The organism is Pseudoalteromonas luteoviolacea, assembly GCF_001750165.1.
In the GTDB taxonomy this organism is placed as follows: Bacteria; Pseudomonadota; Gammaproteobacteria; order Enterobacterales; family Alteromonadaceae; genus Pseudoalteromonas; species Pseudoalteromonas luteoviolacea_G.
This window is the reverse complement of record NZ_CP015412.1, coordinates 819,177-833,206: the sequence shown is the minus strand read 5'-3', so window position 1 is coordinate 833,206 and position 14,030 is coordinate 819,177. Positions and strand designations below refer to the sequence as shown.

The 14,030-nt window shown below is 41.5% G+C and carries 13 protein-coding genes; 2 read left to right on the top strand and 11 right to left on the bottom strand.

From position 1 onward, the window contains the following. Positions 1-2 precede the first annotated feature (2 nt). The gene (locus S4054249_RS23840) at positions 3-908 is read right to left on the bottom strand and encodes a LysR family transcriptional regulator (RefSeq protein WP_046357690.1); all 906 of its coding nucleotides are present in this window, start codon (positions 906-908) and stop codon (positions 3-5) included. 124 nt (positions 909-1,032) lie between these two features. Here S4054249_RS23840 and S4054249_RS23835 point away from each other — a divergent pair, with 124 nt between their 5' ends. Both S4054249_RS23835 and S4054249_RS23830 read left to right on the top strand, forming a co-directional pair. Further along, complete coding sequence (locus S4054249_RS23835) at positions 1,033-1,719, top strand: pirin family protein (RefSeq protein ID WP_046357689.1); 687 nt, start codon at positions 1,033-1,035, stop codon at positions 1,717-1,719. Between the two features lie 28 nt (positions 1,720-1,747). Continuing rightward, positions 1,748-1,960 (top strand): hypothetical protein, encoded by a 213-nt coding sequence (locus S4054249_RS23830; RefSeq protein ID WP_046357688.1) that lies wholly within the window; start codon positions 1,748-1,750, stop codon positions 1,958-1,960. Positions 1,961-2,005: 45 nt separating this feature from the next. Here the strand turns inward: S4054249_RS23830 and S4054249_RS23825 are convergent, their stop codons facing one another. From S4054249_RS23825 to S4054249_RS23780, 10 genes are all read right to left on the bottom strand, one after another. Next, positions 2,006-2,848, bottom strand: coding sequence for a hypothetical protein (locus S4054249_RS23825; RefSeq protein WP_046357687.1), 843 nt, complete (start codon positions 2,846-2,848; stop codon positions 2,006-2,008). A gap of 263 nt (positions 2,849-3,111) precedes the next feature. Continuing rightward, positions 3,112-4,116 carry a serine hydrolase domain-containing protein gene (locus S4054249_RS23820; protein ID WP_052961101.1) on the bottom strand — a complete coding sequence of 335 codons (1,005 nt, stop codon included), beginning with the start codon at positions 4,114-4,116 and terminating at the stop codon, positions 3,112-3,114. A 120-nt stretch (positions 4,117-4,236) separates the two neighbouring features. After that, positions 4,237-5,235, bottom strand: coding sequence for an AraC family transcriptional regulator (locus tag S4054249_RS23815; RefSeq protein ID WP_046357685.1), 999 nt, complete (start codon positions 5,233-5,235; stop codon positions 4,237-4,239). Between the two features lie 6 nt (positions 5,236-5,241). Next, positions 5,242-6,015 (bottom strand): SDR family NAD(P)-dependent oxidoreductase, encoded by a 774-nt coding sequence (locus S4054249_RS23810; RefSeq protein ID WP_046357684.1) that lies wholly within the window; start codon positions 6,013-6,015, stop codon positions 5,242-5,244. A 363-nt stretch (positions 6,016-6,378) separates the two neighbouring features. Beyond that, complete coding sequence (locus S4054249_RS23805; protein ID WP_046357683.1) at positions 6,379-7,155, bottom strand: thioesterase II family protein; 777 nt, start codon at positions 7,153-7,155, stop codon at positions 6,379-6,381. Between the two features lie 163 nt (positions 7,156-7,318). Further along, entirely contained in the window at positions 7,319-9,778 is a 2,460-nt protein-coding gene (locus S4054249_RS23800) for an ABC transporter permease (protein WP_046357682.1), read from the bottom strand. Next, positions 9,775-10,458 (bottom strand): ABC transporter ATP-binding protein, encoded by a 684-nt coding sequence (locus S4054249_RS23795; protein ID WP_046357743.1) that lies wholly within the window; start codon positions 10,456-10,458, stop codon positions 9,775-9,777. Before S4054249_RS23795 ends, S4054249_RS23800 begins: the two co-directional genes overlap by 4 nt. 232 nt (positions 10,459-10,690) lie before the next feature. Further along, a complete protein-coding gene (locus S4054249_RS23790) occupies positions 10,691-11,944 on the bottom strand; it encodes an HlyD family secretion protein (protein WP_046357742.1) in 1,254 nt (417 codons plus the stop codon). A gap of 128 nt (positions 11,945-12,072) precedes the next feature. Then, positions 12,073-13,044 carry a TauD/TfdA family dioxygenase gene (locus S4054249_RS23785; protein WP_052961100.1) on the bottom strand — a complete coding sequence of 324 codons (972 nt, stop codon included), beginning with the start codon at positions 13,042-13,044 and terminating at the stop codon, positions 12,073-12,075. Between the two features lie 50 nt (positions 13,045-13,094). Continuing rightward, positions 13,095-13,940: a thioesterase domain-containing protein gene (locus tag S4054249_RS23780; protein WP_046357681.1), complete on the bottom strand. Its 846-nt coding sequence runs from the start codon at positions 13,938-13,940 to the stop codon at positions 13,095-13,097. Positions 13,941-14,030: the final 90 nt, after the last annotated feature.

Sequence of the window (14,030 nt, the reverse complement as noted above, 5' to 3'; positions counted from 1 at the left end):
TTTTATCTCTGTGATAAACGCTCAGAAAACACCGCTTGGATAAACGCGACAAATGCGGCAACTTTTGGTAAGTGAATGCGATTTTTAGGATAGAGTGCATATACCTCTACAGCGGGCAATTGCCACTGCGCCAAAACGGGTTCAAGCAAGTCTTTCTCTGGATATTGCGAGCACATATAGTCAGGCAGTATCGCAAGTCCAACCCCATCCATCACCATTTGCTTAAGTACAATATAATCATCAACACGCATCCTTGGCGAAATAACCACATCACATTGCTTAGACTCGTTGACCAGGCTAATCACTTCTGATTTTTGGATACTGCTCATCAGTAACACATCAAAGTTGGCTAGCGCCTCTGGTGTCTTAATTGCACCGTGCTGGGCAATAAATTCGCGACTTGCGTAAAACCTTCGCGATACGCGACCCAAACGTTTTGCTACCAATCTTGAGTCTGCCAGCTCACCTATTCGGATCACCAAATCAAAACCTTCTTCAATCACATCCACTCGACGATTTAAGAGGCTCAATTGAAAATTCACCTGCTTATTTTCTTGCATGAATTGACTTAAAACTGGCTTTAGAATTTCATGGCCCATACCGACAGACATGCCAACTTTCAACTCGCCTGATATTTCATTCAGCGCTTGTGCAACACTGGCATTGGCAAGCTCTACCTGTGCCTTTATCTGCTTGCAATGCTCTAAGTAAACGCTGCCAGCCTCGGTCAAATGCTGCGTTCGAGTTGTACGCTCAAGTAATGTGATCCCCAAACTCGCCTCGAGTTGCGATACTTTTCGACTCAAATTGGCCTTAGGCATGTTCAAGCGTTCAGCGGCCAAAGTGAAACTACCGGCATCAACCACGGCTAAAAATAGCAGCATCGAGTTTATATCTGTTTTTTCCATTGCCTGACTTTATTGTTGTTGTATATGGAAAAGCAATTCTATTTTATAGGTATATATAAAACAACCCAGCTTTCATACACTTTAGTCATCACGTCGAAACAGATTAAATAAAGCAGGAAAAACCATGAAAATACTTTCAAGAGATTCACTACAATTAGGCGGGTTTGCAGGCATTACAGAGCACAGATTAGTGACGGATAGCCGTGTATTTGCAGGGCGCAAAAAGCCAGAAACATTTGAAGGGCTTGGCAGTATGGTATATCTGGCGGATGCTCGTTATTTGCCCAAAGGTCAATCAGGTATGCATCCTCATAGTGAAATTGATGTCATCTCTGTTGTGTTAGAAGGACGCGTAAGTCATGAAGGGTCATTAGAGCATGGCAAAGACTTAGTCGCAGGTGATGTGCAAGTACAAAGAGCAGGCGGTGAAGGCTTTAGTCACAATGAAATTAACCCCGATGATGCCCCTAACCGTATGCTGCAAATTTGGGCGCTGCCTGAAGTTGCCGGTCAACCTGCACAATACAAGTCTTACTCCCCCAAAACCAAAGGCGCAACTCGCATTTATGGGGGTAGTGAAAATCAACAAGACACCTTTGCCAGTGCAACAGTCATGGATATTGTCCATTTAGATAACGAAGACAGCATCGATATTAACCAAGAGGCCCTGATCTATGTCATAACAGGTCAAGCCCAACTGCACCATAACGGTCAACAAACTCCTGTAAAAGAAGGCGACTTGATAAGCAATAATGCACAAAAAATGACTGCCACAGCACAGCTGCAATTACTCGTAGTGACACATAACTAATTGAGCAATAGACGATAGGAGCAAAACAATGAACACCTCGGCACCCAATGAGCATGTATTGGCCTTAGTCAATTATTTTGCATTACTCCCACTGGTGTATTTTATCCCAGATTGGCTAGCTCCGATTACAGGCGTCAATAAATTACTACATGTGGCCTCAGTGTTGGCATTAATTGTGCCGGTTATTTCATATCTTGTGATGCCAACTGCAGTGAAGCTGCTATCAAAGAAAAGTGTGTAATACCCAAACAACCACCCATGGCGTGGGTGGTTGTACTTATTTTAATTAGTGGAAAGACAGGCCATACATTAATACGCGGCCAGCATCCACATAATCAACTGTGCCCGTTGCTGAGACCCTAATTTTAGAAGTCGTCACCGGCTGAGGCAATCTGTACAGTTCTCTTGCAAATGATCTGCGAGGTATTACTGAAGTAAACTCAAATTCTCCTTTTGTGACCCACGTGCCATTTTCCCACGCTTCAACGGTGAATGTAGTAAGACGGTTACCTTGCCCATTATTGTAGGTGCCTAATTTAAATGACTGTAGAGTAAAATTACTCTTAAACTCTAGAGAAAATGACATTGGGAAAGGCACCCCACCTGTAGATGACATCATATATATGCCTTTTGTGGCGTCATCTGTATCCATCAAACAGGTTTCATCCAAAGCTCTGGTGTAATCAAACTGCCCGCCTGAGAATGCCGCATCTGAGCTAAAGGCGATCACATCATCACACACTGGTGGCGTAGTGAGCGAGTTACTGAACTCAAACCCAAAATCACCTCGACTGCCGTCTGAACCATACCAAGTACCAGTCCAAACATTTGCTGCATTTCGAGTGCCAGTAAACCACTTAACGTTGCCCTTTTCATTCAATTTAAAGTGAACTCGCGGCTCAAGCCCACTGCCATAAAATGGGTTATTCGTTTCTTCTACTTCTCCTGACAACGTCACAAAGTTACCGTCATTACCGACCAGCATATTACCCTGCTGGACAACGTTAACCGCAATAGAATTTGTCGGGTTATTTACACCATCAAGCACATCATCAAAATTGATAACCACATTCTGTGCAAATACTTGTGGAGCCAAAAAAAGTGAAGCAAGTACAATCCTTTTATTCATTTTATAATACCCTTAACGTTAGTTTGTTTTTTAACCACATAAAAATATCTCATGCCTAAGACGCAAAAAGAAGAGTAATCATTACAAAACTTTATTGATAGATTATGGCAAAAATGAGTAAAAAGGCCTTTACACTTTACGTTAGTTTTCACTGCGAACAGTTGCCCCAAGTATAAATTTTTGTATCCATATCTTCGGCATTATTATTGGCGGTTAGTGCGATAAATACAGCTCGTTTGCCACAACACTTAACTCAATACCATTTAATTTTTCATTAGTTCAAATGCCAGTTCAGTGACCTTTTGTCCCTTTAATTTATGCATACCAGAGATATTCGACAAAATAATGTAACCCAGCTGATTATCTATATCTAAAATCATTGCTGAGCTATATCCTCCAGTGCCACCATCATGAAAATAGACCTGATCTGTTTTATCAGCACTGTCTATCACATACCAGCCTAAGCCCATTTGAGTATGGCCTTGTTCAAATATGACTTGCTGCTGTAAATTGACCCAACCATGTATACGTTCAAAGTGAGCAAGCGCAAATTGCCCCAAGTCTTGTACTGAAGAGAGAATAGCGCCCGCACCTTGCAATACACCTAAATCCCAATTTGGTGTTGCTTCACCCCGAGTATTCAAGCCAATGACTAACTCTCCATGCACATCACGCCAATTACAAAAGCTGTGTGACATGTTAAATGAGTCAAATATGCGTTTTTGCAGCAATTGGGAAAAGCTCACCCCTTCCATTTTCGCCAATACATAACCGAGTAGCCCAACACCAAGATTTGAGTAATCGTGTTTAATGTGGTTTTTAATTTTTATGTCATTGGCGAGGTGTGCCAATAAGTCAGCTTCTAAATATGCCTCATATGGGTTGTCTTTACGCTTAAACAACGCTTGCCAGAGGAGCCCTGGTGGTAATCTAGGCAAGCCTGATGTATGAGTAGCCAAAGACTCAAAGGTGATCTGAGCATTATCGCGGATTGTTAAATCAATATGAGACGAGATAGGATCGGTCAGTGCCAACTTTCCTTCATCAACCAATTGCGCTAATACGGCATTGGTAAACAGCTTGGTTAACGAACCAATTTCAAACACCGATGCTTTATTGTCAATCGGCTCAACTTCTTTACAACCCTGCCTTGCACCATAATATACGCAGCGACCAGCACCCAATTTTGCAACGGCAAGCTCGGTATTGGGCGCAAATGCGCCGATGACTTTGTGAATTGACTGTATTTCGTGATCCGAAAACTGCATAACTGTCCTTTTACTTTTGCGCTCTAATTCATTGGAGCACAAACACAGCTACACGACAAAATGAATAACGTAAATAAATGTTTATATTGAAATAGTTTTGATTGTTCAGCGCCTTAATAATTAAGATGCTAATTGTTCTCGGTAACTGCCCGGTGACACGCCAAACCATGTGGTGAATGCGCGAATGAATGAATTTGACTCTTGATACCCTAATAAAAATGCTACTTCACCGAGTGATATATGCGATTTTTGCAAATAATGCTTAGCCAGCTCTGAACGCAAATTTTGTAAAACACTATGAAAATTCGTTTCTTCATCAGTCAGTTTGCGCTGCAAGGTTCGCTTACTCATTGTCAGCTTTTGCGCCACTAATTCAATCGAGCTTTGACCAACAGGCAATGACTCAAGGAGTACAGCTCGAACACGTTCAACCGTCGTCGCAGTTGCTGTTAAATCAGCGAGTTTTTGGTTCAACCCACCCTCGAAATATGACCACATACCAGAGTTTGCGGTTAAAAACGGCCGCGCAGCATCTTCGGCTCTAAAGGCAATCGAAAGCTGTTCGCCTTGTTTAAGTTTACAACCAAAAAAAGCTTCATATGCCTCAATATTGCTTGGCAGCGCTGGCAATGTAACCGATTTAGGCACCGCATTATAACGCGTTGCCATGCGCAGCAATTTAGTAAAAAATACCATTTCAGTGAGCACAAGCACGGCAGGCACAGCGCCTTCATAGCCATAACAAGACAACCCCATTGTTGTGGTTTTGTCGTTAATTTCAAGATCCATTTTCATGGGTCCAATTAACGGCTTATAGTGTTTTATTCGTGACAAAGCCGTATTTAAATCTGGACTACAAAGCGCAGCGAACAAAGGGGCATCAAACACTTCTACCGATAGATGTTCAGCAACCAATAAAGGCACGTCTTGCCCATTGGCGGCCTTTTCAATCGCCAACCACCACGCAAAATATTCTTTTGGCGATAACATCACGGGTTCACGATTCAAAATATCCGCTGGCAGCTTTGAGTACGCCACCACAGTCTCAACATCAATATTCATGTCTTGTAATAATATTTTACAGTTTGCGTGTACTGTAAACTTACTTGCGATTTTCATAACTCGTTACTTTTCCATCGATTGTCGTGACAACTTCAATACCATTTTACGCGGTAACAATGGGGTGATCCAATTAAGCAAAAACTGTAATTTGCGCTCATTAAATGCAATCAGCTGACCTTGTTGCATCGCCCTATAACCACACTCTGCCACCGACTTTGCCGATTTAGCGTTTTTCCACACATCCACCCCTTCTAAGTCGCCTGCAGCCACAAAACCAGTATTGACTGCCCCGGGACACAACGCAGTTGCTGTGACACCAGTGCCAGATAATTCTTCAGCAATAGCCTGAGTATACGAGGTTACATATGCCTTGGTCGCATAATATACCGCTTGAAGTGGTCCTGGTAAAAATGAGACTGTCGATGACACGTTGAGAATACGACCACGCTTGCGCGCAACCATCTCTTTTGAATATAAGTGAGTCAGGTCGGTCAATGCTGTTATATTAACTTGAACCATCTGCTGATCAGCTGCCATATCGCGTTGATAAAATACTCCATGGCCGCCAAACCCAGCATTATTGATCAATATATCCACCTCAATATTCAAAGCAGATGTTTTATCAAAAATACGCTGCGCTGCATTTGGTTGCGACAAATCCTCACTGATCACCGTCACTTTGATACTGTGTTTGACTTCCAACTCCTTCGCCAAAGCGACTAACTTATCTTGTGAGCGCGCAACTAGCACTACGTCTCCACCTTGCTGCGCATGTAGGTGCGCTAACTCCAAACCAATGCCGCCAGATGCGCCTGTAATTAATGCTGTATTTGCCATGTATTTTACCTCTGTTTGAACCCTGCTGAAGAATTAACTACAGCATAAACATTCAGAACACGCCACACACTGACAGATCATGACACTCAACATGCAAAAGGTGACAACCTCCATTTAAAAGTGACAAAGTGTAAACCCCCTTTACGTCCTAGGCAAAAAATTAAAGTGACACCACTTTGTGCGCCGCGCTACGTCGTCTAATAAGCACTATAATTCGCGAACCAATGCTACTATCACCATTTAAATTAAGGTTTACATTATTGGAAGTTAAAAAGGGGGAAAGAGGGACAATATGAGGACCGCACTTTATTGTCTCAGCAAAGTGCAGCCGCTCACATTCAATGTACAGTTTTAATAAAAAAGTTAGCCAAAAGCCGCTCGCTTAATATTGATTTGCACCAAAATTGAATCGATGATGTTGGTCACTTCATTAATCACGGCTTCTCGATTACTATGAATAAAAAAGTGATCGCCACATGCCATTATGGTTTTGCTCGGATAAATTGATAACTCTTTCCAAGCCAATAACCTTTCTTCAGTCACATCAGTGTCCTCAATGCCCCCAAGAACCGTTATAGGGCTATTTATTTTTACTTTCTCGCTACAATAATTCTCAGCTATCTCAAAGTCAGCTCGCAACATAGGAGTAAACAAATCAAGTAACTCTTGGTTTTCTAGAACCTCTTTGGGTGTACCATTTAATTCCCGTAGTTTTCGTTTAAATTTGTCATTCGGTAAGTTATAAATTTTTTCTCTTTCAAAATTAAGGTGAGGAGCACCACTGCCTGATGCAATCACATGCTTTGGCATCGGAAGCCCACGCTTTTGGATCTGTTTAGTAAGGGCATAAGCCACTCTGCTCCCTAAACTATGACCAAAAAATAGATAGGGCTTATCTAGATATACATCTATCGCCCCCATGTATTCTTCAACCAGATTATCCATCGTTGTGTGTGGACGCTCAGCAATACGGACCGTTCTTCCTGGAGGCTGAGCCGCTATGATCTCTACATCATCTGAAAATAGCTCGCTCCAGCTATTGAATACCGAAGCGCTGCCTCCTGCGTAAGGAAAGCATATCAGTCTCACCGATGCATTCGGGCTGTTCTTTATTGGCAAAAAGCTGTTTTTATTAATCATATTACCTTCTATCCTTATTTTTCGCTGGCTAAAGCTGCCTCTTTGGCGTTTAAATTGCTTTGCTATGTACCCGCTTCAAAAACCATACTTCGCCATCAACCGCATAGATGGCATATCATCGATTTTTAACACCATTACTTATAATAAGACCGATGTATTACTGCTATTCATTGCTACGCAATGTATATATCGTGGGTCGATTAATGTACTGCCTTAAGGGCCAATAGCAGGCAAATAAATTCACACAGCTAATAAGCACTAAACTCAGCAAAACCATAGGCAATACTTCTAGGGAAAGGAAAGGTTGTATGTATTCACTTAGACCTATATAAGCCAAAGCAAACAATACCGCACTACCAATAAACCCAAACAACACAGCTTTCGAGTTATCACGAATAATCAGATAAATAATGTGTTTACGCCTCGCTCCAATTGCCATACGAGCACCTAATTCAAACTTTCTCAATTGAATGCCGTAGCTTAAAATGCCGTACAGGCCTATACCTGCGAGCAGAAATACGAAACTTCCCAAGATTGCCGTTGTAACAGCCGTTGTAATTTCTACAAACAGGCTTTGAGTAAGGATGTCAGATGCAGCATGAAAGCTGAAGACTGAAAACCGTGAATCAACTTGTCGTAATAATGCGCCTAACTGTTTACGGCTCACAACCTGCCCCGGCTTCAACTTCAACATAAAGCTGCCACCACCCAGACTATTAGGCACATATGCTCTTGGTACGCCAACTCCCTCAGCAGAACGGCCGAAACTTGTCACTCTGTCATCAGCAATAAGAATATCTCTTACAATACCTATTACCCTAAATGGCTCACCATTAAATGGCGATATGTGCATACCTAACACATCACCATCAGGCCTTAACTGCTTTGCAAATGATTGATTAACTATCATTACATTAGCTGTGTCACGTCGGTCTGCAAGTGTGAAGTGTTCACCTTTTAACAGAGGTTGTTCAATCATATTAAAATAGTGCTGATCTACAGCTTTAAAGTAAGGTGTGAACCTTTGGTTATTTTCAAGGTTCGTCAGTGCTCTGACATTAAAACCATCAAGCGGAGAACTTCCCTGAGCAACTGACTCGACCTGAGGTAACGCCTCCAGTTTTTCCGTTATCTCGGAAATAATTGATATTGCTTCATCTTGTGTTGGGTATTCGGTTGACGAGAAATTTAGAGCGAGAGTAGAAATCTGTTCAGTTGTAAACCCAATTGGCATATTAATGGTTTTTACCGCATCCCGAAGTAAGCCAAAATTAACAAAGACCAAGACTGTCGCCAATGCGACTTGACTCGCAACAAGAGCTTGACGAGTCCTTTTTGAAACCTGTAATCCACTGCCTTTTCCGCTGCTCTGTAATGAAGTATTTAATGCCCGATAATCGATCATTCGAGTACTTAATTTAGCAAAAAATAGAGCAAATGTAACAGTAACAAAAATGGCGCTGCTAAAAGTAACCGCTGAAAGCCCAAGCTCTTTAACTCTGGGTAATACCGCCCCTAGATATTGTTGCATAACATAGAAACCAACCTGTGCGATGACCAGCGCAACTAAGATTGACAAAAACATCAATAAAGCCGTTTCGGCTAACGTTTCTTTAAATAAGTGTTTTTTAGTTGCACCAATCGCTGCTTTAATCGCCATTTTGTGTTGTTTTTCTGCAATCCTTGACATGAATAGGTTGGAAATATTAGCGCATGCAATTAAGACCAACCCAATAATACCTGCCAATAGCGTTAATGCCACAGATGAACTATCACCTAAAATCACGTTTCGTAACGCGCGAACAGGTATTTCAATTGACCAACCTCTGTAAAAGTCAATGCCAGCCACTCCCTCTTCCCAGCGTTTACTGATAATAGGAGTCAACACTTGTCGCGCTTGATGCTGGCTAACTCCAGTCTTTAATTTGCCAATAAAATACAAGTTGTGATGAATATTTCCAAAACTTTGCCTATTTGCTTTGCTAACCAAATTATAATCCCAAGGTAGAAAAACATGGCTTTCTTGTCTTGATCTATCAAATTCAGGTTCGACAAACTCTTTTGCTAAAACCCCTACCACACGATAACTCACGCCGCTTAAATTAATCTTTTTATCAAGAATATTACGATCGCCATTAAAGTCTTTTTGCCACGTGTTGTAACTCAACATGGCTACTGGGTTATAGGTATTGATTGCTTCACTGGCATCAAATATCCTACCCAACGCCATTGGAGATGCTAACAACTGGTGTAATTCAGGCGTAACATAAGTGGTGTTTACCAAGGGCTGATCGCTGAGTGAAATAATCACATCTTGACCGTAACTAATCATGGCTGATTGCTCAAATACTTCATTATTTTTATAAAGCTGTACTAGACCTGGATACGTAAAAGCAACCCCTTTCGTTTCTCTATTAGGACCAATGTTTTTATGCTCCGCAGTAAACAACCGCTCTTGCTCTGGGTACGGTAATGGCTCAACCAATAATAAATAGTTCAATGTAAGCGCACATAAGAGGGCACCCAAGGTCACCCCCATAGTTATGATCACGGTTAAGATAAAGTTGGGCTTTTTTCTTAAGCTTAACCATGCATGTTTATACTGACGAATGAATTGGCTCATACCGCCACCTTCAACTTTTCTTCTTCTATAATTTCGCCATCTAGGAGCTTATATTGAATTTTTGCCATATCGGCATAACGAGGATCATGTGTCACCATACATATGGTCGTGCCATTTTTGTTTAGCTCAGATAAAACGGCCATCACGGTATCGCCACTTTGTGAGTCTAAGTTACCGGTCGGCTCATCAACCAGTAATATTGCAGGATCTGCCACCAGTGCACGTGCAATTGCTATCCGCTGCTGCTGCCCACCCGATAGTTGATTAGGTTTGTGATCAGCTCGATGGCCCATCTCAACCATTTTTAAGCACGTTTCAACTCGCTCTTTAATAAACTCATCACTCGGGCGATCTTGTTTATATTCAAGTGGTAAGGCGACATTATCAAACACAGAGAGCTCATCAATGAGATTAAAAGATTGAAAAACGAAGCCAATTTTTTCATTGCGTACTTGTGCTGCGTCATCAAGTGAAAGAGAGCTCACATCAAGCCCCTCTATGAAGTAGGCACCTGAACTCGGCATATCAAGTAGACCCAATAGCGATAACAATGTGGACTTACCACAACCAGAAGGTCCCGAGATAGATACATACTCTCCCTTCCTGATGACAATGTTTACATCTTTTAATGCATGTGTTTCGATATCGTCAGTCTCAAAAACCTTGCCGATATTCTTCATTTCTATTTTTATTTCAGTCACGTCAATCTACCTTATTTTTTCTACATATTCGTGGACGTATACTTGCTTCAATTGCTATGCACTAATGACCCAAACACACCAAAATAACAACCAGTCCAACGTTACAGTAGCGCCAAGTTTGGTTGTACGCTGCGTTCATGTACTGCACAGGTTTTACCCATTTGCTCTGTTTGATAACTTGAAAAATCAGCACAGCTAATTAGCGTACGATTTAAAAACTTTCTATTTTTAATTCAGTCTCGGTCAAAAGTGACAAATCAGAGATGATAAAAATATCATCTACCTTAGCTCCACTAATAACTTCAATATAACGACCCGCTTCTTTACCGAATTCTACTTCTGTTTTTGTTGCAGAATTACTCGCGTCCACTAATCGAAATAAGCTAGTACTCGAATTAAATGTAGCGTTCACCGGGCGCTCCATATAGGTAATATTGACCAATGTATCTGTATTTATTACAACATCGACACTTGATTGAGGGCGAGCACTCTCTGGCAACTGGGTCGGCAGTGCAATTTCAACCTCAACGGTATTGTCGACCACGACAGGATCTATACGAGAAACGGTACCGATAATTTCATCACGACGCGTATCAACAACAGCTTTTTGACCAACCTCAATCTGCTGTGCTTTACTTTGCGGAACTTTAACCAGTGCAATCAAATCTTCCACACTCCCGATCAGTGCAATTTCTTCCCCTGCCGCTAAACTTTGGCCTAACTCAACAGATAAGCTCTGTAATACACCATCGCTGCCCGCTTTAACCGTAAGGCGGTCAAGGCGATTTTGGGCAATGTCCAATTGGCCTTGCTGCTGTTTGATCTGTTCAAGTTGAATGTTTATCGCTTCCTGATGCACTTTTTTAAGCGCAGCAGTTCTTTGCTGGTGAATTTTCAGTCGCTTCTTCAACTGCGCCTCTCGAACAACACTTTCTTTATAATCAAGCGGTGAAACGATCCCCGTTTTAACCAAACCACTTTGTGCTTCTAGTTGCACTTTGGCTGTTTCATATCGAGCTTCTAACTCTGCATAATTACTGCTTTCATTAAGTATTTCTCGCTGATGATTTAGTTTAAGTTGACGCAAATTGGCCTTGCGCTGAGCCAATTCTTGAGAAGCTGTATCAACTAACTGTTTTAGTTCAGGGTTCGCGAGTTGAACAATGACACTGTCAGCAGTCACTAATGCTCCAGGCTTGAGAATAATTTCCTGAACAGTCGCGCTCGTCAACGAGGTGATTAACTGTTGCTTATCTGAACGTAAACTACCGTAACCTTCAATTTCGACTTTAAGATCTCCCTGCTTGACTGTACTAAACAATAAATTGTCACGCTTTACAGAAGTAGTATTGGCTTGTCCACTCACATACCAAGTTGCCACAGCCAGTATGCAAATAACCAAACAACCGATAAGCGGTACTTGCTTTAACTTCTTTTTCTGCACTTTTTCTTTTTTTATATCCACTTCACAGGATCCTTCGTTTAAAACTCTCTTTAATCGCTCGCCCTTTTGATATGCTCGACCTAATTGCATGCGTAAGCGACTCGATGCACACGAATACTCTATAGCCCTCTATGGGTATATATAAGCACCTATGCGGCACGATGCGTGTGCAGGTTTGACATGCCAACTAACACTTTCCTAGGCCCTTTAAAAGGTTGTCGGCCATGTGAATAGAGCATGTTATCTACCAGTAGTAGGTCATTTTTCTGCCAGTCAAAATAAAATAGTGTTTGCTCATAAACCTCGCGAATATGCTGCAAAATAGCTTCATCAATGGCTGACCCATCACCAAAATAAGTATTCCTCGGCAAGTTATCTTCTCCAAAAATCGAAAGCATATTCTCTTTGACTTCTGAGGAGTGACTTGAAACATGGAACAAATGAGCCTGATTAAACCAAAGCTTATCCCTCGTTACAGGGTGATAAGCGGTTGCCGGTAAAATCTGGTAAGTTCGTAAACCATTGTCTTCTTTCCACTCAAATTCAATTTGATTGGCTTGGCAATAATGCTCTACTTCAGCTTTGTTAGTTGTTTGAAACACCTCACTCCAAGGTAAGTCCATGTCACCATAGTTTCTGACGTACTTTATCTGTTTGGCTTCAAATTCTTCTCTCACATCTTTATCAATCTTCGATAAAATTTCTCGACTATCAGCCAATGGAGTTGCGCCACCTTCACTTGGTGAAAGCATACACAGAAAGCCAATACGCATCGCCCACGCATTTGAATAAGACGATTCATTATGTTGTAGAATTGTTTCTGACGCTGGATACTCAGTCGCTGTATAGACCTGCCCTTTAAGCTGAGAGCGAGGCGTTGAGCGGTACATGTACTCCAGCAGAGGTTCATTAAAAATAGTTTCTAATGCCTGACTGAAATGTTTGCCTGTTAAAAACTTTAGTCCGCGCACTAAGACCACACCGTTGTCATCCAATACGCCGCTTAGGCTATGCTTATGTTCGTTCACCCAGTTAATTGTCTTCTCTCCTTCGAGGTCAACATTGAGTAATATTTTTCTTTGTGAATTGGGTTCTAATTCAAGGTCACTTACTTTAATCATTTTTCTCTTCTTAAATTTATTTGTTTTCACTTAACCTAAAAACACGCTCTTTAAGCGATGCGACTTAATGAGTGCTGCTCTAATTTAGCCATTGTTTCAGATAAAAACGGCGCCCTTAAAACGCTGTCCGTAATAGTCATTTGATCACTGTGGGCAATTTCAATTAGCTCCCCATGAGTCAAAGACTCCCAGTCACACCAATCTTTACTGTTAAGGCTAAACGCTTTAACACTTTGCGCTTCTCGTGGTTGTTTATAATGTTGTATATTTAAGCCCGAAGTCGGTGCAATATATTTTTTACTGGCATTACGGCTCAAGCAAAGTGAACGAATTGAGCGCTTCACCCATTCAATATCTTTACTGCTATCTAGCACCTTTTGACTGCATAACTCTTCAACAATTTTATCCACTACCGCTTCAATGGTGAGTGACTCCATTTCAACCCAATTTAATTGGCTTAAATCTATTGAGAAACGATTGTGAAGATACTCAGGCAAAAAGCCATAATTTGACTTTTCTGATGGGTCAAATCCTAACAATTGATGCGCGCCAAACATGGCTAAGACTTCGACCTGTTCACCTTCAAGTGTTAGTTGATATGCAATCTCATACGCTAAAGGACCGCCAGAGCACTGGCCAAATACATAATAAGGGCCCTGAGGCTGTATCGCTCGGATCGTTTCTACGTGATATTCTGCTAAATCAGGTATCGAGTCAAAAACCTGATCATCGTAAATAGATGGATCCTCAAGCCCTAGAACTTTATGCGGTAATTTGTTTGCCATGTCTTTATACGCGTTTAACCCACCTCCCGCAGGGTGTGTGCAAAATATCAGCTTGCTACTCGACGATTCGTTCAATTCAACAATCGTCGGGTATCTACTTAAATCTACCACCTTTGAACCTCCTATATAATTTATAACCTTGCGTAGGAGCAACACCACACAATGTAAGAAATCGTAATGTTGCCCCAAAATTTAACAACT

What these genes read in the sequence shown, in the direction of transcription:
- S4054249_RS23815 (WP_046357685.1), bottom strand. Translation starts at nt 5,235, where the DNA reads ATGAAAATCGCAAGTAAGTTTACAGTACACGCAAACTGTAAAATATTA.
- S4054249_RS23795 (WP_046357743.1), bottom strand. Translation starts at nt 10,458, where the DNA reads ATGAAGAATATCGGCAAGGTTTTTGAGACTGACGATATCGAAACACAT.
- S4054249_RS23835 (WP_046357689.1), top strand. Translation starts at nt 1,033, where the DNA reads ATGAAAATACTTTCAAGAGATTCACTACAATTAGGCGGGTTTGCAGGC.
- S4054249_RS23810 (WP_046357684.1), bottom strand. Translation starts at nt 6,015, where the DNA reads ATGGCAAATACAGCATTAATTACAGGCGCATCTGGCGGCATTGGTTTG.
- S4054249_RS23785 (WP_052961100.1), bottom strand. Translation starts at nt 13,044, where the DNA reads ATGATTAAAGTAAGTGACCTTGAATTAGAACCCAATTCACAAAGAAAA.
- S4054249_RS23800 (WP_046357682.1), bottom strand. Translation starts at nt 9,778, where the DNA reads ATGAGCCAATTCATTCGTCAGTATAAACATGCATGGTTAAGCTTAAGA.
- S4054249_RS23820 (WP_052961101.1), bottom strand. Translation starts at nt 4,116, where the DNA reads ATGCAGTTTTCGGATCACGAAATACAGTCAATTCACAAAGTCATCGGC.
- S4054249_RS23830 (WP_046357688.1), top strand. Translation starts at nt 1,748, where the DNA reads ATGAACACCTCGGCACCCAATGAGCATGTATTGGCCTTAGTCAATTAT.
- S4054249_RS23840 (WP_046357690.1), bottom strand. Translation starts at nt 908, where the DNA reads ATGGAAAAAACAGATATAAACTCGATGCTGCTATTTTTAGCCGTGGTT.
- S4054249_RS23825 (WP_046357687.1), bottom strand. Translation starts at nt 2,848, where the DNA reads ATGAATAAAAGGATTGTACTTGCTTCACTTTTTTTGGCTCCACAAGTA.
- S4054249_RS23805 (WP_046357683.1), bottom strand. Translation starts at nt 7,155, where the DNA reads ATGATTAATAAAAACAGCTTTTTGCCAATAAAGAACAGCCCGAATGCA.